Source organism: Pseudomonas sp. NPDC089530 (genome assembly GCF_050280705.1).
Taxonomy (GTDB): Bacteria; Pseudomonadota; Gammaproteobacteria; order Pseudomonadales; family Pseudomonadaceae; genus Aquipseudomonas.
In genome coordinates, this window is record NZ_JBNNVU010000002.1 from 138,358 (window position 1) to 158,825 (window position 20,468).

Below are 20,468 nucleotides of genomic sequence, written 5' to 3' on the forward strand. Positions count from 1 at the left end.
CTGCGCCGAGGCATCCGTAACCGTTCGTTAGCCGCCAACCTTAAGGACGAATCCATGGATATCGCCAACCGCAACGACCAGGCCCTGACCCGCGACAGCCTGTACGGCACCGCCGCCGAAAGCACCTACGCCGGCATCACCAGTTTTATGCGCCGGCGCTACAGCCGCGACCTGCGCGGCGTGGACGTGGCGGTCAGCGGTGTGCCGTTCGATACCGCCACCAGCAACCGCCCCGGCGCGCGCTTCGGCCCGCGGGGCATCCGCGCCGCCTCCACCGGCATCGCCTGGGAACGCCACTGGCCGTGGACCTTCGACCCGTTCGACCATCTGGCGGTGGTCGACTATGGCGACTGCGCCTTCGACTCCGGGGTGCCGCAGTCGGTGCCGGAGAGCATCGAGGCCCATGCCGAGCGGATCCTCGCCAGCGGCAGCGCGATGCTGACCTTCGGCGGCGACCACTTCATCACCTATCCGCTGCTCAAGGCCCACGCCCGCAAGCACGGGCCGCTGGCGTTGGTCCACTTCGATGCCCACAGCGATACCTGGCCGGACGAGGAGGGCCAGCGCATCGATCACGGCACCATGTTCTGGCATGCGGCCCGCGAAGGGCTGGTGGACCCGGCGTGCTCGGTGCAGATCGGCCTGCGCACCACCAACGACGATCACCAGGGCTTCGCGGTACTGGATGCCCGGCAGGTGCATCGGCGCGGCTGCGAAGCGATAGTCGAGGCGATTCGCCAACGGGTCGGCGACCAGCCGGTGTACCTGACCTTCGATATCGACTGCCTCGACCCGGCCTTCGCCCCCGGCACCGGCACCCCGGTGTGCGGCGGCCTGAGCACCGTGCAGGCGCTGGAGATCCTCGGGGGCCTGCGCGGGATCAATCTGGTGGGCATGGACGTGGTGGAAGTCGCCCCGGCCTACGACAACGCGGAAATCACCTCGCTGGCGGCGGCCACCCTGGCGATGGAAATGCTCTGCCTGTATGCGGCGCGGCATAAGGTCGATCTGTAGAGCGCCCGGGCATTTCACCATCTCCTGTAGGAGCAGCCGGTCGACGTTCGATTACTCGCGATACGTCGTATCAGGCACACCGCGTTGCCCCCATCGCCAGCAAGCTGGCTCCTACAGAAGTGGCGTCGCCCCCCTGGCATCGCGATGCAGACTGCTGACAGTTCCTGACAGGACCCTCTGCTAAGCTGCGCCGATCTTTCCCTGCCGAGCACGCCACTGTGTCGCGTACCAGCCGTTTATTGACCCTGTTGCAAGTGCTGCGTGGCAAGCGCTGTCCGGTGACCGCCGCGGCGCTGGCGGCCGAGCTCGAGGTGTCCGAGCGCACCCTGTACCGCGACATCGCCGAGCTGACCGCCCTGGGGGCGCCAATCCAGGGCGAGGCGGGGATCGGTTATGTGCTGCGCAGCGGCCTGTTCCTGCCGCCCTTGATGCTCAACGCCGACGAAACCGAAGCCATCGTCCTTGGCCTGCGTTATGTCGACCAGCGTGGCGACGAGGTGCTGGGCAAGGCCGCCGCCGATGCCCTGGCAAAGATCGCTGCGGTGCTGGCGCCGGCGGCCCAGGAAGCCCTGAATAACCCGACGCTCTTGCCCGGTCCGCCGGCTTACCGCTACCCGGAAAACGTGGTGCCGCTGAACGTGTTTCGCCAGGCCATCCGCGAGCAGGCCAAGCTGCGCATCGATTACGCCGATGTGAACCAGACCCCGAGCCAGCGCCTGATCTGGCCGCTGGCCCTGGGCTTCATGAACGAGGCGCGGGTGATAGTCGCCTGGTGCGAGTTGCGCGATGACTTCCGCACCTTTCGCACCGACCGCATCGCCGTCGCCAGTGAGCAGGGCGAACGTTATCCGGGGCGCCGCAGCGACCTGTTGCGCACCTGGCGCCAGCGCATGCAACTGGACGATGGCGGGCGTTTCACTCCTGACAAGAATTGACGCAGCGGCGTTTTAGCATGGTTGCAGCATCGATCAACAAGGAGTTGCAACACCATGTCCACTACAGCCATTTCACTTGCACCGGCCATTGCCGCCTACCTGGCGGCCACCAATGGCCGTGACAGTTCGGCGGTCGCCAGTTTCTTCGCCGAAGACGCCCAGGTGTTCGATGAAGGCCAGCACCAGGCGGGCACCCGGGCCATCGCCCAATGGATGGACGACACCGGCCGCCGGTACCGGCCGCGGCTCGAGGTGCTCAAGGTCCAGCAGCGCACCGGCAAGGTGCTGGTGGACAACCTGATCTCCGGCAGCTTCCCCGGCAGCCCGCTGGAATTGCGCTATGTGTTCCGCCTCGACGATCAGGGCAAGATCGCCCGCCTGGATATTTCGCTGTAGCCGCTTGTAGCCGCTGCCGAGCGCCAGCGAGGCTGCGATCGGTTGCGCAGCAACCGCCAGCCCTGAGTCCGCGTTTCTCCAGGCAGAATGCAGATACAGGTTTTGCGGCAACTGCGTTGCCGTTCGCAGCCTCGCTGGCGCTCGGCAGCGGCTACGCAGGCGGTGCGGCCGCGGGGCGTGGCATACTGCGGGGCCCCTTTGCGGATGAGTGGACCCCATGCCCTTCGATTCCCCCCTCAGCGCTTATCAATACGCCCTCCAGGAGCGCGGTTTTATCGCCGACGAAGCCCAGGAGCGGGCGATGCAGGCCCTGCAGCAGTGCCATGCCGCCTTGCAGGAAGGGCGTCGCCCGATCCAGGGGGTCTATCTGTGGGGGCCGGTGGGGCGCGGCAAGACCTGGCTGATGGACCAGTTCTACCAGAGCCTCGACGTGCCGGCGCGGCGTCAGCATTTCCACCATTTCATGGGTTGGGTGCATCAGCGTTCGTTCCAGCTGACCGGCACCGCCGACCCGTTGCAGGCCCTGGCCCGCGAGCTCGGCGAAGCCGTGCGGGTGCTGTGTTTCGACGAACTGTTCGTCAGTGACATCGGCGACGCGCTCATTCTCGGGCGCCTGTTCCAGGCGATGTTCGAACAGGGCGTGGTGATGGTCTGTACCTCCAACCAGCCACCGCAGCAGTTGTATGCCGACGGCTTCAACCGCGAGCGTTTCCTGCCGGCGATTGCCGCGATCGAGCGGCATATGCAGGTGGTGGCGGTGGACGGCGTCCAGGACCATCGGCTGCACCCGGGGGCCGCCACCCAGCGTTATTGGGTCACCCCGGCCGACCGGCCCAGCGCCCTGGGCCCGGTGTTCGAACGACTGGCGGCGGGCCAGGCGGTGTCCAGCGCGGCGCTGGCGGTGGGCTACCGCGAGGTCCGGGTGATCAAGGCCAGCGAGCAGGTGCTCTGGTGCCGTTTCGCCGACCTGTGCGAACAGCCGTTCGCCGCCATGGACTTCATGGCCCTGTGCGACCGCTTCGGCACCCTCATGCTCAGCGAAGTGCCCGAACTCAGCGCGCAACAGCGCCCGGGGCGCATTGCCCGCGGCACCGAGGACGGTGTCGAACGGGTGGTGGCCGGCGATCGCGAGCTGCCGCAGTTGTCGGTGCACGACGACAGCGTGCGGCGTTTCATCGCTCTGGTCGACGAGTGCTATGACCGCAAGGTGCCGCTGTACCTCGACGCGCAGGTGCCGATGGAAGCGTTGTACACCGAGGGTTACCTGGCGTTTCCGTTCCGCCGTACCTTGAGTCGTCTGAAGGAGATGCAGCTGCAGCGTTTCGGCTGAAACCGCCTTCACCCATGCTGCGCTTATCTGCAAGGGAGACCTGACCGTGAACCAGCCCCTGTCCCATCATTTGCTGACGATGGCCTACCAGAACGCCTGGGCCAATCACCGCCTGGCCAAGGCCTGGGGACAATTGAGCCCGAGCGAGCTGGCGGCGCCGCGGGTGAGCTTCTTTCCCAGCCTGAAGGCCACCCTCAATCACATCCTGACCTGCGACTGGTTCTATGTCGACGCCCTGGAGCGGGAGCTGCGGGGCAAGCCGCCACGGGCTGATTGTTATAGGTTTTTCGAGCCCGAGGAACCCTTCGACCAGGCCGCCGACCTGCGGCGCGAGCAGGCACGGGTGGACCGTCGGCTGATCGCCTACTGCGAGCAGCAACGGGATGCCGAGTTGCAACGCATCGTCACCATCGCCCGGGAAAAACCGCAGCGCGATACCCGGCTGCGCCTGCTTTCACACCTGTTCGAGCACCAGTTGCATCACCGTGGCCAGGTCCACGCCATGCTCAGTGGCACCCGGGTGGCGCCCCCGCAACTGGACGAGTTTTTCTGCGCCGGCGAGACGGCATTGCGTGCCGAGGACTTTGCCGAGCTGGGTTGGAGCGAAGCGCAGATCTGGGGGGCGGAGGCGGTCGAGGAAAATAACGGTAGCGCTTGACGCGGTAGCCGCTCGTTTCGTCATGTGCCGCTGTTTACAATCGCTCTCCCGGGGGCCCGCCCGGGTCAATCGAATCGTTGAGGACAGACATGGACGTTGCAGACGTATTGGTACTCCAGGCCAGCTACACCAACCCGGTACACGCCGAGGCGATCGCCCTGGTGCTCGATCACTACGCCCGGGACCCGATGGGCGGCGGTCAACCGGTGGACCCCGACGTATTGCGGCAACTGCCCGGCGAACTGGCCAAGCGTCCCCATGCGTTCAGCGTGCTGGCCTTCGTCGGCGGGGTACCGGCCGGGTTGGTCAATTGCTTCGAGGGCTTTTCCACCTTTGCCGGCCGGCCCCTGCTCAATGTGCATGATGTGTCGGTGGTGGACCGGTTCCGCGGCCTGGGCCTGAGCCGGAAAATGATGCACAAGGTCGAGGAGATCGCCCGCCAGCGTGGCTGCTGCAAGATCACCCTGGAAGTGCTGGAGGGCAATGCGGTAGCCCAGGCGGCCTACCGCAACTTCGGTTTCGAGGATGCGGCGTTCGACCCGAGCCATGGCCGGATGCTGTTCTGGAGCAAGTCCCTGTAAGCCCGCGGCGTCTCATACCCGCGGCGGGTGGCTGAGCCGGGCGAACACCAGGCGGAACAGCGTGAAGCTGCCCGGCACGCTGCTGACCTCGGTCCGGCCCTGGTGCAGGTTCATGATCGAACGCACGATCGCCAGTCCCAGTCCGGTACCGCCTTCGGCCCGCGAGCGGCTGCTGTCGACCCGGTAGAAGCGTTCGAACAGGTGCTCCAGGTGCTGCTCCGCAATTCCCGCGCCGGGGTTGCCCACCGCCAGCGACACGCTCGAGTCGTGCTCTTCCACCAGGATCGAGATGCTCGCCGCCCGGGGACTGTGGCGGATGGCGTTGGACAGCAGGTTGGAGATCGCCCGCTGGATCATCAGGCGGTCGCCGTACACCCGGGCATCGCCGGACAGATTGATGCCCAAGTGTTTTTCCTCGGCGCTCAGGGCGAACAGCTCCATGACCCGCCGCGCTTCCTCGCCCAGGGAGACCTCTTCGAACGCCACTTGCGACGCCGGATGGCTGACCTGGGCGAGGAACAGCATGTCGCTGACGATCCGCGTCAGACGCTCCAGCTCCTCGGTACTGGATTCCAGCACCGCCTTGTACTCGTGGGGCGGGCGCTCCCGGGACAGGGTGACCTGGGCCTTGCCCATCAGGTTGGTAATGGGCGAGCGCAGCTCGTGGGCCAGGTCGTCGGAGAACTGTGAGAGCTGCTGCACGCCGCCATCGAGCCGGTGCAGCATGAAATTGATGCTGTGGGCCAGTTCCGCCAGCTCCCGCGGCAGGTTGTCCGGCGACAGGCGATGGGTCAGGTCCTGGGTGGTGACCTTGGCCGCCACCCGGCTGAACTGCTGCAGCGGCGCCAGGCCGCGCTGCACCACCCACCAGGCGCCGATGCCGATCAGCATCAGCAGCAGGGGCAGGGCGATCACGGTGGAGCGCAGGTAGGCGCTGAGCAGTGCCTGGTCGTTGGCTCGGTCCAGGGACAGCACCACCCGTACCTGCTCGCCATTGCGCAGGCTGATCAGGCTGGTGGTACTGAGCAAGCGGTTGCCGGCGCTGTCGAGCCAGTCGAGGAAGACCGGGCTTTCCGGCTGGGTCAGGGACGCCGGCAGCGGTTCGAGGCTGCGGTTGCCGATATCCAGCAGCGGTTCGGCCTTGGGGTCGGGGCCGAAAATGCTCAGGTGCAGGTTGTCGTGGCCCATCACCAGGTCCAGCAGCGAGTGCGGCCGGGCGGCGATGTCGCCGGTCTTAAGGTCAGTGGTCAGGCTGTGGCGGATCTGTTCGAGTTTGCTGTCCAGGCTGTTCCTGGCCAGGCTGCCCAGCTCATGGCTGAGGGCCAGGTAGGCCAGGGTCGCGAGCAACAGCACCAGGCCGGCGCCCATCAGGCTGACGGTCAGGCCCAGGCGCATGGACAGGCTGCTGGCGGTGCGGTGCGCGGCTTTCATTGGCGCACTTCCAGGACATAGCCGACGCCACGGATGGTGTGGATCAGCTTGATATCGCTGGCATCGTCGATCTTCGCCCGCAAGCGGCTGATGGAGACTTCCACCACGTTGGTGTCGCAGTCGAAGTTCATGTCCCAGACCAGGGAAACGATCTGGGTGCGGGTCAGCACTTCACCCGCCTGGCGCATCAGCACCTGCAGCAGGGTGAATTCCTTGGTGGTCAGGTCGATGCGCCGCGAGCCGCGATAGGCCCGGTGCCGGCGCGGGTCGAGCTCCAGGTCGGCGACCCGCAGGGTGTCGATCGCCGGCAGATGTTCGCTGCGCCGCAACAGGGTGCGCACCCGCGCCAGCAACTCGGGGAACTCGAACGGCTTGACCAGGTAATCGTCGGCCCCCAGGTCCAGCCCCTTGACCTTGTCCGCCAGGCGCCCGCGCGCCGAGAGCATCATCACCCGGGTGCTGCTGCCTTTACGCATGTCTTCCAGCACTTGCCAGCCGTCCTTTTCCGGCAGGTTCACGTCCAGGATCACCAGCTCGTAGTTTTGCTGTTCGATCAGGTACAGGCCATCGACACCGGTGGCGGCGCGGTCGACCACATAACCGCTTTCGGTGAGGCCCTGATGCAGATAATCGGCCGTTTTACGCTCGTCTTCGACAACCAGAATGCGCATGGAAGAGTGACCTCTCGATCATTAAAAGGATTTCAATGGCGCTGGATATGAAGTTGTTGTTGGACCAGCCGTAACACCCGAGAAGTTGCCGCGAACGCAGTGTCCTGGCTTCTTGGGCGGAGGAATGTTCAAGCCTGAAGTGGCTTTAGGGTCAAGAATTAAATAGATGGATATCAACAGCTTGTGATGTTTTTCGACAGCCGGAAGCCAAGGCCATGCCTGCTTGCAGGGTATTTTCAGTTGGCGAAGTGCAATAAGGGGTCATGTCGGATATTACTGTTTCGGCATGTTTCAAAGTTGGGCGGAACTTCATGTTAATACAGCCGGCAGCGAAGCTACGTTATATGGCGTAATTGTCATTTTGGCGCCAGAAAGTTGATAGCCGGTAGTCATGTCGCCGATATCGACGGCGAATAAAAAAGGCGCCCTGAAAGGGCGCCACAAGAGCCTCTCCGCCAAAGGAGCGTTGCTGTCGGAGAGGCGTAGAGCTCGGGGCATGTCAGGCATCCGGCTGTGCGCTGTCGCGGCTTTGGTCCGCGGCGGGGGCCTGGGTTTTTCCCTGGCTGTCGGAGGAGGCCTGTCGGGTATCGGTGGGCGTCGCCTGCTGGCTGACGGGGAAGTTGTCCCAGTATTGTTGCATGCGTTCAGCGCCGCCTTCGGCGAACGCTGCACCCGAGCTGGCAAGCAGCAGACCGGCGAGCAGGAGGGTGGTGGCTTTCATGTGCGGTGTCCCATTAACAGTGATCGGTAGCCGTCGCACATCCTTGTAACCAAGCCGTGAGCGAAGTCTGCTGTGATCTTATTAACGGGGGGTTAACAGGACGCTGAGGAGGGGATGACAATTCTGTCATCCCCAATGGGAGAGCGCTGTAGGCCTTTAGGCATAAGCGTGAAGGGCGAACTAAAGCTTCCAGTCCAGGCCCAGGGTCAGGGTACGTGGCTCGCCCCAGTAGACGCCGTTATAGAAGCCGACCCGTTCGTAGTAGTGCTGGTCGAACAGGTTGCTCAGGTTGAGCGAGGCCGACAGGTGCGAGTCGAACTCGTAGCGCGCCATCAGCCCGGCGACGCTGTAGGCCTGCTGATGGATCCGGGCATTTTCGGTGACGATGCTACCGCTGCCGTCGCGCCCCACCGGCCGCCGGCTGTTGCCGTAGGTTGCGCTTTGCCAGTTCCAGGTGCCGCCGACGGTCAGGGCCCGCCATTGGCCCGGCAAGCGATAGGCTGTGGCCAGGCGCAGCAGGTTCAGCGGCTCGTCGCCATTGGCACGCTGCTTGTCTCCGTTCAGGGCGTGGGTGTAGGTGTAGCCGGCCGTGAGGTTCCAGCCCGGCAGGATCTCGCCCGAAACCTCGGCCTCGAAGCCTTGCACCTTGCCGCCTTTGCCGCCCGACTTGTAGAACTCCTCACCGGTGACCGGGTCTGGCGGCACCGAGCTGTCCAGTTCGCCGACGTTGTCCTGCTTGCTCCAGAACAGCGCCGTGGCCAGGTTCAGCCGCTCCTCCAGCAGGCTGCCCTTGAGCCCCAGCTCATAGTTGCTGCCGACCACCGGCTCCAGGTATTTGCGACTGGCGTCGCGCAGGGTCTGGGGTTTGAAGATATCGGTGTAGCTGACATACACCGTGTATTCGGGAGTGAGGTCGTAGAGCAGGCCGGCATAGGGCGTCCACATGTCGTTGTGCTGCTGGCGGGTGTCATCGAGGCCGGTCAGCTGGTTGTCGGCGTCGTAGCGGCGGGAGCGGCTGTGGGCGCTCCAACTGCCGTAACGGCTGCCGAGCACGGCATGCAGGTCGTCCGTCAGGCTCAGGCGGGTGGCCAGGTAGCCGGCCTTTTGTCGGGTGTTGTCGCTGTCGCCGGGCAGGTTGGTCACGGTGTCGGGAAACCTGGCGATGCCGCCCATGTATTTCCAGTCGGCGATGCGGCTGTAGTCCGGCGGTCTCGGGCCGTCGACCGTGTAGGGCGACGACTCGCTGCGCTCGGCCTCGCCGTAGCCCAGCATCAGCTCGTGTTCGCGGCCCAGCAGGCTGAAGGGGCCGGCCAGGTTGAGGTCGTACACGCGCATCTTCTGTGTGCCGATCATATGGCTGGCCCAGGCGGTCATGCCCGAGCGGTCGGGTTCCGGGAAGCCGGCGCCGCCGTAATAGACCTTGCCGTCGCTGTCGCTGTCGCGCCGGGTGTAGGCAGCCTTCAGATGCCAGTCCTGGCCCAGGCGCTGGTCGAGGGTGGCGAAGGCGGTCTTGTCCCGCAGGGGCCAGGAACTCCAGTGCGCCGCCATGTTGGTGGAGCGCGGCAGTTTGGCCTTGCCGCCCGCGGCGTTCCAGTAGGGCACGGTGCCCCAGGAGGTGCCCTGGACCTGTTTGTCCTGGTAGTCGTAGCCCACGGCCAGGGTAGTGCTGTCGCTCAGGTCGGCCTCAAGGATGCCGTAGCCGACTTCCCGCTGTTGCTGGTAGTGGTCGCGAAACGACTGGCTGTCGCGATAGGCCAGCACCGTGCGCCCGCGCAGGCGACCGTCGAAGGCCAGGGGGCCGCCGACATCGACGTAGCTGTAGTAGTTGTCGTAGCTGCCGCCGCTGACTCCGGCCTTGGCCGCCCATTCGTGGGTCGGGCGCTTGCGCACCATGTTGACCACGGCCGACGGGTCGCCGGCGCCGGTGGTCAGGCCGGTGGCGCCGCGGACCACTTCGATGCGGTCGTAGATGATGGTGTCCGAGTCGGACTTCATGCGGTTGAAGGTGTTGAGCATGCCGTCGATCTGGAAGTTGTCGATGGCGTAGCCGCGGGAGGAGTAGCCCACTCGGTCGGAGTCCAGGTGCTGGACCACCACCCCGGTGGTCTGTCCCAGCACCTCGGACAGGGTATCGAGCTTGAAATCGTCCATCTGCTGGCGGGTCACCACCGACACCGACTGCGGGGTTTCCTTGATCGACAGGTTCAGGCGCGTGGCGGTGCTCATGCTGCCGGTGGTGTAGGAACCGCTGTCTTCGGTGGTCGCCCCCAGGCCCTGGGCGGTGACGCTGGTGGCATCGAGTTCCAGGGCATTGGACTGCTGGCGGGGTTCGCTTTCGGCCAGCAGCTCGGGGCTCAGCACCGTACTACACAGCCCGAAGGCCAAAGTCATGGAACGGGTGAATGGCGCAAACATCGCGGCCGTCTCCTTGTCGTCGAGGGAAAAAATCCGTTTGCACTGAGACGAAAAGGAGGAGGGGTATTTAGGCTAAACGAGAATAATTATTATCTTTCGGGTGCAAAAATGCCCCAGGAAGGGGCATTGGAGGCAGGCGCTGCGGGGCCGTGTCGGCCCCGCGGGTTTCGCACGCCTTATTGTTGTACCACCGCGGCAGCCGGCGGCGCCTTGGGCTTCATCAGGCTGAAGTCGATCAGGGCCTTTTCCTCACGCTGGTAGGGGTTGCCGATCAGCAGCGGGCGCGGTTTGAAGCTGTCGCTGACCAGACTCTTGCTGCGGTCCAGTTCGTCGAAGCTCAGGCCGGCCATGTCGGCCCAGGTGTGGATCAGGTGCGAGCTGCTGTACGGACGGCCGAGGTCGCCGGCGAAGTTCCAGTCATGGTTCTGTTTCCACTTCGGCGACGCCCAGGCCATGAACGGAATGGTGTACATCGGCGCGGTCGGCTTGCCTTCGTTACGGCCCAGGGTGTTGTGCCCGGCGGAGTCGAACACGTCTTCGCCGTGGTCCGACAGGTACAGCAAAAAGCCGTTGGGGTCGGTCTTGGCGTAGTCCTTGATCAGGCTCGAGACCACGAAGTCGTTGTACAGCACGGCGTTGTCGTAGCTGTTGTAGGTCGGCACCTGGTCGTCGCGCACGCCGGCCGGCACGCCAGTGCGGTCGGTGAACTTGTCGAAGCTCGGCGGGTAGCGGTACTGGTAGCTCATGTGGGTGCCCAGCAGGTGGACCACGATGAACTTGCGCGGCGCGCTATCGGCCAGGGCCTTGGAGAACGGCTCGAGCACATCGCCGTCGTACTGGCGGGCGTTCTGGTTGCGGTTGTTGTTCAGATAGACCTGCTCGTCCGCCTGCTCGGAGAAGGTGGTGAGCATGGTGTTGCGCTTGGTCATGGTCTGCTGGTTGGTGATCCAGTAGGTCTTGTAGCCGGCCTGTTTCATCACGCTGACCAGGGACGGGGTCTTGAGGTACAGGTCCGGGTTTTCTTCGTCGGCGAAGGTCAGCACCTGCTGCAGGGCTTCGATGGTGTAGGGGCGCGGGGTGATCACATTGTCGAAGACCGCCAGCTGGTCCTTGAGCTTGTCCAGTTCCGGCGTGGTCTGGCGCGGGTAGCCGTACAGGCTCATGCGCTGGCGGTTGGTGGACTCGCCGATCACCAGCACCAGGGTCGACGGCTGGTCGGCCATGCTGGCCTTGAGGTTGTGCAATGGCGGGATCTTGCTCACGTCGTCGAGCATGCCCTGCATGTTGTCCAATTGCTCACGGTAGCGCCGATAGGCCACCACCATCTGCCACGGCACCGCGGGTTCGATGCGGGTCTCGAATTTTTCCAGGCCGCCGGCGAAGCTGCCGGTGCGGGCGGTCTGCTTGATCAGCGGATAACCGATGACGGCGATCAGGATCGCCATGGCCGCCACCAGCGCGCGGCCGCGGGGCAGGTAGACCGGACGCACGCGGGTCCAGAGGAACAGGGCGAACGCGGTGTGGGCGAGGAACGCCGCCACCATCCACCAGGCGAAGTACTGGGTCAGGTACTCACCGGCTTCGGAGGGGTTCGACTCGAAGATGATGAAGATGACGCTCTGGGAGAACTCCTGCTGGTAAATGAAGAAGTAACCCAGGCTGGCCATGGAACAGGCCCAGAGCACGACGCCGATGACCGCGGCCATCACGCGGGTGCGAGCCGGGAACAGCAGCATCGGCGCCAGCCAGATCGCGCTCATGATGAAGGCCTGGCGGAAACCCGCGAAGCCGGAGGTATCGGTCAGCTGGATCAGCAGCTGGGTGATGCCGGAGAAGTACCAGAAGAACAGGAAGAGCCAGCCCAGGCCCAGCCAGTCGAATCCTTTCGCAGACGTTTTGTCGCGGTTAAACACTGCCATCGAACGCTCCAGCCTCATTGAACATGACGCTCACCGGAATGGTTCGACGACCCCGGGAACGCGCGCCGCGCCCGTGGGGACGGCAATAATGCGCCGGAGTATCCAGAAGAAAGTGTGAAAACTTTGTGAGTTGGTACCTGCGTATCAGATAATGCCGTCGCCAGGAGGCGGGAAGGGTGAACGCGACGGGTAAAAAGAAGCCGGCGATCCGTGAAGGACTCGGCCGGCTTCAATCAAGACCTGTTGCAAGGACCGGCCACGGTGGGCGGGTTCCTCGCCGGGTCAGGCCTGCAGTTGGGTGACCTGACCCTGGTTCTGCAAAGCCAGGCGCAGTTGCGCCAGCTCTTGCTTGAGTTGGTCGCGCTCGTTCTTCAAGTCGCGCAACTCGTCACGACGGATAGTGACGTAGAGGGTTTGTGCAGGTCGTGCCGGTAGTACTGTGCCCATTGCTCACCTCGCAAATGGCGTGCATCCACTGTGATCCGACCGCTCGAATCCGGGGCCTGAACCACTATCGGCGGCAATTTTGATTTCTTTTGCCGGCAAAGGGAACTTTTTTATTTTCGGCGGTCGTTGTGCCTTCGGGGCGATTCGCGTCGTTATCCACTCACTGCGTGGGAAACTTAGTCCGGACGCTCTGGACTAACTCTCACTGGCTCCATTGGGCTAACCTTTTGACACAAATTTTTCGTAGTAAGGAGCATCAGCACATGCAACTGGGGATTATCGGACTGGGCCGCATGGGCGGGAACATCGCACGGCGCCTGATGCTCAATGGGCATGAAACCGTGGTCTACGACCGCAACACCGCGTTCGTCGACACCCTGAGCGGCGAAGGCGCCAAGGGCGTCGCCGACCTGCCGGCCCTGGTCGCCGGCCTGGAAAAACCGCGGGCGGTCTGGGTCATGCTGCCCGCCGGCGCACCCACCGAAGACACCATCGACACCCTGAGCCAGTTGCTCGAGCCGGGCGACGTGATCATCGATGGCGGCAACACCTACTACAAGGACGACATCCGTCGCGCCCAGGCGCTGGCGCAGAAGGGCCTGAACTACATCGACGTCGGCACTTCCGGCGGTGTCTGGGGCCTGGAGCGTGGCTACTGCATGATGATCGGCGGCGACGCCGAGGTGGTGCGCCGCCTGGACCCGCTGTTCGACGCACTGGCCCCGGGCATGGGCGATATCCCGCGGACCAAGGACCGCGTGGCTGAAGACGATCGCGCCGAGCGCGGTTACATCCACGCCGGCCCTGCCGGTGCCGGGCACTTCGTGAAGATGATTCACAACGGTATCGAGTACGGCATGATGCAGGCCTTCGCCGAAGGCTTCGACATCCTCAAGACCAAGGCCTCGGAAAACCTGCCGCCGGAGCAGCGCTTCGACCTCAACGTGGCCGATATCGCCGAAGTCTGGCGCCGTGGCAGCGTGGTGTCGTCCTGGCTGCTGGACCTGACCGCCGACGCCCTGGCCAGCGACCCGCAACTCGACGGTTTCTCCGGCGAAGTGGCTGACAGCGGTGAAGGCCGCTGGACCATCGAAGCCGCCATCGAGCAGGCGGTGCCGGTACCGGTGTTGTCGAGCTCGCTGTTCGCCCGCTTCCGTTCCCGCCAGCAGAGCACCTATGGCGACAAGATGCTGTCGGCCATGCGCTTCGGCTTCGGCGGCCACGTGGAGACGCCGAAAAAATGACCGCCTCGCGAAAGAAGTCCAAGGCTCAACCCGCGCCATCCACCACGCTGTTCCTGTTCGGCGCCCATGGCGATCTGGTCAAGCGCCTGCTGATGCCGGCGCTGTACAACCTGCACCGTGACGGCTTGCTGGATGAAGGGCTGAAGATTGTCGGCGTCGATCACAACGCGATCAGCGATGTGGATTTCGCCAAGAAGCTCGAGGACTTCATTCGCACCGAGGCTGCCGCCAAGGTCGGCAACGGCGCGCAAGCGCTGGACCCGACCCTCTGGGCCAAGCTGGCCAGCGGCATCAGCTATGTCCAGGGCGACTTCCTGGACGCCAGCACCTACGATGCGCTGGCGGCCAAGATCGCCGCCAGCGGCACCGGCAACGCGGTGTTCTACCTGGCCACCGCGCCGCGCTTCTTCAGTGAAGTGGTGCAGCGCCTGGGGGCGTCGGGGCTGCTGGTCGAAACCGACAATGCCTTTCGCCGGGTGGTGGTCGAGAAGCCGTTCGGCTCCGACCTGCACACGGCGCAAGCGCTGAACGAATGCCTGCTCAAGGTGATGAGCGAGAAGCAGATCTATCGGATCGACCATTACCTGGGCAAGGAAACGGTGCAGAACATTCTGGTCAGCCGTTTCTCCAACAGCCTGTTCGAGGCTTTCTGGAACAACCATTACATCGACCACGTGCAGATCACCGCGGCGGAAACCGTCGGGGTGGAAACCCGTGGCAGCTTTTACGAAAACACCGGCGCCCTGCGCGACATGGTGCCTAACCACCTGTTCCAACTGTTGGCCATGGTCGCCATGGAGCCACCGGCGGCCTTTGGCGCCGACGCGGTGCGCGGCGAAAAGGCCAAGGTGGTGGGGGCGATCCGTCCCTGGAGCACCGAAGAGGCCCTGGCCAACTCGGTGCGCGGCCAGTACGTGGCGGGCAAGGTGGGCGACAAGTCCGTGGCCGGCTACCGCGAAGAGGCCAACGTGGCCCCGGACAGCAACACCGAGACCTACGTCGCCCTCAAGGTAATGATCGACAACTGGCGCTGGGTCGGCGTGCCGTTCTACCTGCGCACCGGCAAGCGCATGAGCGTGCGCGATACTGAGATCGCCATCTGCTTCAAGCCGGCGCCCTACGCGCAGTTCCGCGATACCGAGGTCGACCGCTTGCAGCCGACCTACCTGCGCATCCAGATCCAGCCCAACGAGGGCATGTGGTTCGACCTGCTGGCGAAAAAGCCCGGGCCGACCCTGGACATGGCCAATATCGAACTGGGGTTCGCCTACAAGAACTTCTTCGAGATGCAGCCTTCCACCGGCTACGAGACGCTGATCTACGATTGCCTGACGGGCGACCAGACCCTGTTCCAGCGCGCCGACAACATCGAGAACGGCTGGCGTGCGGTGCAACCGTTCCTCGATGCCTGGAAGGAAAAGGCCAAGGTCCATATCTACCGCGCCGGCGAAGACGGACCGGCGGCCGGCGACGAGCTGCTGACCCGCGACGGCCGCGAATGGCACAGCCTCGGATGAGGGGCGGCGAGCAGTTCATCCAGCCGCGCTGAAGAAACCGCTGCCTGTAGCCTTCGGCAGCGGCTACAGGCCTTGCCTTACAGCCAGTAACTCACCGCATACCAGCCCAATACGCCCATCACTACCGTGTAGGGCAGCGCCATCCAGACCATGCGTCCATACGACAGGCGCACCAGCGGCGCGATCGCCGACGTCAGCAGGAACAGGAACGCCGCCTGGCCATTGGGCGTGGCCACGCTCGGCAGGTTGGTGCCGGTGTTGATGGCCACGGCCAGGGTCTCGAAGTGCTCGCGGCTCATCTGTCCGGAGGCGAAGGCCTGTTTCACTTCGGTGATGTAGATGGTGGCCACGAACACGTTATCGCTGATGGCCGACAACAGCCCATTGGCGATAAACAGCATGCCCGGCTGCTGGCCCGCCGGCAGCGCCAGCACCCATTGGATCAGCGGGGTGAACAGTTGCTGGTCGTGAATCACCGCCACCACCGCGAAAAACACCACCAGCAGCGCAGTGAAGGGCATCGCATCCTTGAAGGCGTTGCCCAGGCGATGCTCGTCGGTGATCCCGGTGAAGGCGGTGATCAGCACGATCACCATCAGGCCGATCAGGCCGACCTCGGCGATATGCAGGGCCAGAGCGGCAATCAGCAGCAGCGCCGCCGCGCCTTGCACCAGCAGCGCCGCGCGTTGCCGGGCGGTGCGTTCGGCGTTGTCTTCGGCCGCATAGTTGGCCAGCACCGCGCGCACGTTGTCCGGCAACAGGGTGCCGTAGCCGAACCAGCGCAATTTCTCCAGCAGCACGCAGGTCACCAGCCCGGCCACCAGCACCGGCAGGGACACCGGGGCGACCTTGAGGAAGAAATCGGCGAAGTGCCAACCCATTTCATGGCCGATCAGCAGGTTCTGCGGCTCGCCGACCAGGGTGCAGACACCACCCAGCGCCGTACCCACCGCGCCGTGCATCAGCAGGCTGCGCAGGAAGGCGCGGAACTGTTCGAGGTCCTGGTGATGCAACTGCGGCAGTTGCCGGTCGTCGTTGTATTCGCTGTCCTGGCGCGGGTCGTTGCCGGAGGCCACCCGGTGATACACCGAATAGAAGCCCACCGCGGCGCTGATGATCACCGCGGTGACGGTCAGGGCGTCGAGAAACGCCGAGAGGAACGCTGAGAGAAAGCAGAACAGCAAGCCCAGCAGCGCCTTGGAGCGCACCCCGAGCAACAGGCGGGAAAACAGGAACAGCAGCAGTTCCTTCATGAAATAGATGCCGGCCACCATGAACATCAGCAGCAGGATCACCGGGAAGTTGTGCACCAGTTCGTCGTACAGCGCCTGGGGCGTGGTCATGCCCAGCGCCACGGCTTCCAGCACCAGCAGGCCGCCGGGCATCAGCGGGTAGCACTTGAGGGCCATGGCCAGGGCGAAGATGAACTCGGCCACCAGCATCCAGCCGGCCGCCACCGGGCCGACCGTGAACAGCAGCAAGGGATTGAGCAGCAGGAAGGCGACAATGCTGGCTTTGTACCAGCGCGGTGAATGGCCGAGAAAGTTATGGGCGAAAGCCTGGGCCAGTGAACCGGACATTGGCTACTCCTTGTAATAAAGAAGCGCGCAAGGTGCCGCATGCCCCCTGGAAGATCAAGGTTCGCTGAAATCTTTTGCCACAAAAGCCGACCCAGGCTTTTGCAGGAGCCGGCTTGCTGGCGATGAGGCCCTTGAGAGCGATGTCGTTCTGCTGGCCGTCATCGCGAGCAAGCTCGCTCCTACAGGTTTGGTGGTGTGCCGGCGATCCGGGCGCGCGTTCAGTCTTCGCGTTTGATCACCAGGGTCAGGATGTCGTAGCTGGCCACCAGTTCACCCAGCTGGTTGGTGACCTCCACGTCCCAGGCCACCACGCCCTGGGGGATGCCCTGCGAGCTCTTCTTGCCCTGGTCGATCTTGCGCTTGCAGGTCAGGCGCGCCTGGATGGTATCGCCGATGCCCACCGGGTTGATGAAGCGCAGGGTATCCAGGCCGTAGTTGGCCAGCACCGGGCCCGGCGCCGGGGACACGAACAGCCCGGCCGCCGCCGAGAGCACGAAGTAGCCGTGGGCGATGCGCTTGCCGAACTGCGACTCTTTGGCCGCGATCTCATCGAAGTGCATATAGAAGTGGTCGCCGGACAGGCAGCCGAAGTTCACCAGGTCGGCCTCGGTGACCGTGCGCCTGTGGGTCAGCAGTGACTCGCCGATTTGCAGGTCCTGGAAGAACCGGCGGAACGGATGCACCTCGGTCTCGATGACCTTGGCGCCACGCACGTATTCACCGGTTACCGCCGCCAGCATGGTCGGCGAGCCTTGCACCGCCGCCCGTTGCAAATAGTGCTTCACCGCGCGCAGGCCACCGAGTTCCTCGCCGCCGCCGGCGCGTCCCGGGCCGCCGTGCTTGAGCTGCGGCAGCGGTGAGCCATGGCCGGTGGACTCGGCGGCGGATTCGCGGTCCAGCACCAGCAAGCGGCCGTGCCAGGCCGCGGCCACCGGGATGGTGCGGGCGGCGATCCGTGGGTCCCTGGTAATCAGGCTGGCCACCAGGCTGCCTTTGCCCCGCGCGGCCAGGGCCAGGGCTTCGTCGAGATCGTCATAGGCCATCAGCGTGCTGACCGGTCCGAAGGCTTCGATATCGTGAGCGCCGCCTTCGGCATGGGGATCGCGGGCCTGCAACAGGGTCGGCGCGAAGAACGCGCCCTGGCTGGTGTTTGCCCCGCGCGGCTCGAAGCCGTCCCGGGCGCCGAACAGCAGGTCGCTGCTCTGCAGCAGGCTCTCCAGGCGTTCTGCCACATCCCGCTGCTGATCGTGGGAGGCCAGCGCGCCCATGCGCACGCCTTCCACCGACGGGTCGCCGACCACTACCTTGGCCAGCCTGTCGCGCAGGCGGCTGGCGACCGCGTCGATGTGTCTGGCCGGCACTATGGCGCGGCGAATGGCGGTGCATTTCTGCCCGGCCTTGGTGGTCATTTCCCGGGCCACTTCCTTGATGAACAGCTCGAACTCTTCGTCGTCCGGGCTCACGTCCGGGGCGAGGATGGCGCAGTTCAGCGAGTCGGCCTCGGCGTTGAACGGCACTGAATGACGAATCAGGTTCGGGTTGGCCCGCAGTCTGGCCGCAGTGTCGGCCGAGCCGGTGAAGGTCAGCACGTCCTGGCCTTGCAGGCGATCCAGAAGGTCGCCGGTGCTGCCGATCACCAGTTGCAGGCTGCCGGCGGGCAACAGGCCCGATTCATCCATCAGGCGCACCACGGCTTCGGCCAGGTAGCTGGTGGCGGTGGCCGGCTTGACGATGCACGGCATGCCCGCGAGGAAGCTCGGGGCGAATTTTTCCAGCATGCCCCAGATCGGGAAGTTGAAGGCATTGATATGCACCGCCAGGCCGCCGCGGGGCACCAGGATATGGGTGCCGGCGAAGCTGCCGAGCTTGCTCAACGGCAGCGCCGGGCCTTCGTGGACGATATTGCCCGAGGGCAGTTCCCGCGAACCCAGGCTGGCATAGGTGAACAGGGTGCTGTTGCCGCCTTCGATATCGATCCAGCTGTCGGCGCGGGTGGCGCCGCTGTGGTGGGAGATGGCGTACAGCTGCTCCTTGCGTTCGCTCAGGTACAGCGCCAGCACCTTGAGCCGCTGGGCGCGCTGCTGGAAGTCCAGGGCCATCAGCGAGGCAGTGCCCTGGCGCCTGCCGTGCTCGAGCGCCTCGGCGAAATCCAGGCGCTCTTCGTGGGTGCGGGCCAGTTCGTGGCCGTCGATGGCGCTGCGCAGCACCTGGGCGCCGTGCTGGCCGATCCAGCGGCCGGCGATGAAGCTTTGCAGGGTAGGGGCGTGAGGCATCACAATTCCTCCGGATGATGGGTGGGGCCGGCGCGGCCAGTGACCGTGCCGGTGGGGTTTACCAAAGAGCCAGGGTGTAGCCGAGGATCAGGCGGTTCTCGTCGAGGTCGGTGGTCAGGCCGTTGCCCGAACGAAAGGTCACGTTGCGCCAGCGGATGCTCAGGTCTTTGAGCGGTCCGCTCTGGATCACGTAGGTGATGTCGGTGTCGCGTTCGGTCTCGCGGCCGTTGTCGACATTGCCCGCCTTGACGTGGCGGCCGTCGGTGTAGCGGGTCATGAAGGTCAGGCCGGGCAGGCCCATGGCCGCGAAGTCGTAGTCGTAACGCAGTTGCCAGGAGTCCTCCTCGGCGCGGGTGTAGGTGTTGTAGGTCACCAGGTTGACCACGTAGGGATCGCCGCCGTTGAGAAACGGGAAGGCGCTGTCGCCGGACAGCTGCTGCCAGGTGGCGCTGATTTTGTGCGGGCCCTTGATCAGGCTGAACAGGCTGTTGAAGTTGCGGTTGTCGATCCGCCCGGCGCGTTCGGCGCCATCGCCACGGCTGTCGAAGTAGCGCAGGTCGCTGCGCAGGCTGAAGCCTGCGCCCAGGGGCTGGGTGTGCAACAGGCCGAGGTAGTGCTGGCGATAGATCTGTTCGAGCTTGCCGTAGTAGTAGCTGAGACTCAGTTGCGGGCTGAAGGCGTAGCTACCGCCGGCGAGGTCGAAATGAGCGCTGCGGGTGGCGCCATAGCCGATGTCGTCGTTGCTCGAGGAATCCCGCAGGTTGGCTTCGGTCAGGCGCCCGGCATTCACTGTCAGGCCGCTGATTTCCTGGCTGGTCAGCAGGCCGCCCTTGAATGTCGAGCCCAGCAGGCGGGTGTCGTTGTAAGTCGCGACGGGCAACAGCGGTTGCAAGGTGCCGATCTTCAATACGCTTTTCGACAGACGCAGCTTGCCGGTCAGGCCCAGTTCGCTGAACTCGTCCGCCGGTGTGTGGCTGTTCGGGCCGTACGGCAGCAGGCCGGTGCCGCGCCGATCGGGGCTGGAGTCGAGTTTGAGCCCGAGCTCGCCGAGGGCATCCAGGCCGAAACCCAGGGGGCCTTCGGTGTAGCCGGACTCGATCCGCGCGGTGAAACCCTGGGCCCATTCCTCGGCCTTGGACTGCGCGGCGTTGGCCTGGCGGAAGTCACGGTTGATGTAGTGGTTGCGCATTTCGATCCGTGCCTTGCTGTCGCTGGCTAAATCGGCCAGTACGCTGGGGGCGAACAGGCCCAGGCCCAGCGAGGCCATGGCCGGCAGCAGGTGTTTCGGTGAGGCGATGGAAACGGGGCTCATTGTTTTTATTCCCTGTCATCGAAC

17 protein-coding genes are annotated in these 20,468 nt (G+C 64.7%); 8 read left to right on the top strand and 9 right to left on the bottom strand.

Annotated features, from left to right (window positions below):
- The first annotated feature begins 54 nt into the window (after positions 1-54).
- The 6 genes from speB (at position 55) to ACQKQA_RS01675 (ending at position 4,914) form a co-directional block, all read left to right on the top strand.
- Positions 55-1,014: an agmatinase gene (speB, locus tag ACQKQA_RS01650; protein ID WP_427552794.1), complete on the top strand. Its 960-nt coding sequence runs from the start codon at positions 55-57 to the stop codon at positions 1,012-1,014.
- 218 nt (positions 1,015-1,232) lie between these two features.
- On the top strand, positions 1,233-1,949 hold the full coding sequence (locus tag ACQKQA_RS01655) for a helix-turn-helix transcriptional regulator (protein WP_427552796.1): 717 nt from the start codon (positions 1,233-1,235) through the stop codon (positions 1,947-1,949).
- A 54-nt stretch (positions 1,950-2,003) separates the two neighbouring features.
- Complete coding sequence (locus ACQKQA_RS01660) at positions 2,004-2,345, top strand: nuclear transport factor 2 family protein (RefSeq protein ID WP_427552798.1); 342 nt, start codon at positions 2,004-2,006, stop codon at positions 2,343-2,345.
- Positions 2,346-2,562: 217 nt separating this feature from the next.
- Positions 2,563-3,675 (top strand): cell division protein ZapE, encoded by a 1,113-nt coding sequence (gene zapE / locus ACQKQA_RS01665; RefSeq protein WP_427552800.1) that lies wholly within the window; start codon positions 2,563-2,565, stop codon positions 3,673-3,675.
- A 46-nt stretch (positions 3,676-3,721) separates the two neighbouring features.
- The gene (locus ACQKQA_RS01670; RefSeq protein WP_427552802.1) at positions 3,722-4,333 is read left to right on the top strand and encodes a DinB family protein; all 612 of its coding nucleotides are present in this window, start codon (positions 3,722-3,724) and stop codon (positions 4,331-4,333) included.
- 89 nt (positions 4,334-4,422) lie between these two features.
- Positions 4,423-4,914: a GNAT family N-acetyltransferase gene (locus ACQKQA_RS01675; protein ID WP_427552804.1), complete on the top strand. Its 492-nt coding sequence runs from the start codon at positions 4,423-4,425 to the stop codon at positions 4,912-4,914.
- A gap of 12 nt (positions 4,915-4,926) precedes the next feature.
- Here ACQKQA_RS01675 and ACQKQA_RS01680 read toward each other — a convergent pair whose 3' ends face one another.
- The 6 genes from ACQKQA_RS01680 to ACQKQA_RS01705 all read right to left on the bottom strand — a co-directional run bounded on the left by ACQKQA_RS01680 (position 4,927) and on the right by ACQKQA_RS01705 (position 12,518).
- The gene (locus tag ACQKQA_RS01680; protein ID WP_427552807.1) at positions 4,927-6,345 is read right to left on the bottom strand and encodes a heavy metal sensor histidine kinase; all 1,419 of its coding nucleotides are present in this window, start codon (positions 6,343-6,345) and stop codon (positions 4,927-4,929) included.
- Positions 6,342-7,016 carry a heavy metal response regulator transcription factor gene (locus ACQKQA_RS01685; protein ID WP_427552809.1) on the bottom strand — a complete coding sequence of 225 codons (675 nt, stop codon included), beginning with the start codon at positions 7,014-7,016 and terminating at the stop codon, positions 6,342-6,344. Before ACQKQA_RS01685 ends, ACQKQA_RS01680 begins: the two co-directional genes overlap by 4 nt.
- A 499-nt stretch (positions 7,017-7,515) precedes the next feature.
- On the bottom strand, positions 7,516-7,737 hold the full coding sequence (locus tag ACQKQA_RS01690; protein WP_427552811.1) for a hypothetical protein: 222 nt from the start codon (positions 7,735-7,737) through the stop codon (positions 7,516-7,518).
- 180 nt (positions 7,738-7,917) lie between these two features.
- Entirely contained in the window at positions 7,918-10,152 is a 2,235-nt protein-coding gene (locus tag ACQKQA_RS01695) for a TonB-dependent siderophore receptor (RefSeq protein ID WP_427552813.1), read from the bottom strand.
- A 176-nt stretch (positions 10,153-10,328) separates the two neighbouring features.
- The gene (locus ACQKQA_RS01700) at positions 10,329-12,071 is read right to left on the bottom strand and encodes a phosphoethanolamine transferase CptA (RefSeq protein WP_427552815.1); all 1,743 of its coding nucleotides are present in this window, start codon (positions 12,069-12,071) and stop codon (positions 10,329-10,331) included.
- Positions 12,072-12,353: 282 nt separating this feature from the next.
- A complete protein-coding gene (locus ACQKQA_RS01705) occupies positions 12,354-12,518 on the bottom strand; it encodes a DUF6026 family protein (protein ID WP_427552818.1) in 165 nt (54 codons plus the stop codon).
- A 236-nt stretch (positions 12,519-12,754) separates the two neighbouring features.
- On the opposite strand from ACQKQA_RS01705, the gene gnd reads away from it, so the two are divergent.
- Together gnd and zwf are read left to right on the top strand one after the other, a co-directional pair.
- Positions 12,755-13,762 (top strand): phosphogluconate dehydrogenase (NAD(+)-dependent, decarboxylating), encoded by a 1,008-nt coding sequence (gene gnd, locus ACQKQA_RS01710; protein ID WP_427552913.1) that lies wholly within the window; start codon positions 12,755-12,757, stop codon positions 13,760-13,762.
- Positions 13,759-15,279 carry a glucose-6-phosphate dehydrogenase gene (zwf, locus tag ACQKQA_RS01715; RefSeq protein WP_427552821.1) on the top strand — a complete coding sequence of 507 codons (1,521 nt, stop codon included), beginning with the start codon at positions 13,759-13,761 and terminating at the stop codon, positions 15,277-15,279. Before gnd ends, zwf begins: the two co-directional genes overlap by 4 nt.
- Before the next feature lie 77 nt (positions 15,280-15,356).
- On the opposite strand, the gene nhaB is transcribed toward zwf, so the two are convergent.
- From nhaB to ACQKQA_RS01730, 3 genes are all read right to left on the bottom strand, one after another.
- On the bottom strand, positions 15,357-16,859 hold the full coding sequence (gene nhaB, locus ACQKQA_RS01720; RefSeq protein ID WP_427552824.1) for a sodium/proton antiporter NhaB: 1,503 nt from the start codon (positions 16,857-16,859) through the stop codon (positions 15,357-15,359).
- Positions 16,860-17,077: 218 nt separating this feature from the next.
- Positions 17,078-19,132 carry a phenylacetic acid degradation bifunctional protein PaaZ gene (paaZ, locus tag ACQKQA_RS01725; RefSeq protein ID WP_427552827.1) on the bottom strand — a complete coding sequence of 685 codons (2,055 nt, stop codon included), beginning with the start codon at positions 19,130-19,132 and terminating at the stop codon, positions 17,078-17,080.
- 58 nt (positions 19,133-19,190) lie between these two features.
- The gene (locus ACQKQA_RS01730) at positions 19,191-20,444 is read right to left on the bottom strand and encodes an OprD family porin (RefSeq protein ID WP_427552830.1); all 1,254 of its coding nucleotides are present in this window, start codon (positions 20,442-20,444) and stop codon (positions 19,191-19,193) included.
- Positions 20,445-20,468 lie beyond the last annotated feature (24 nt).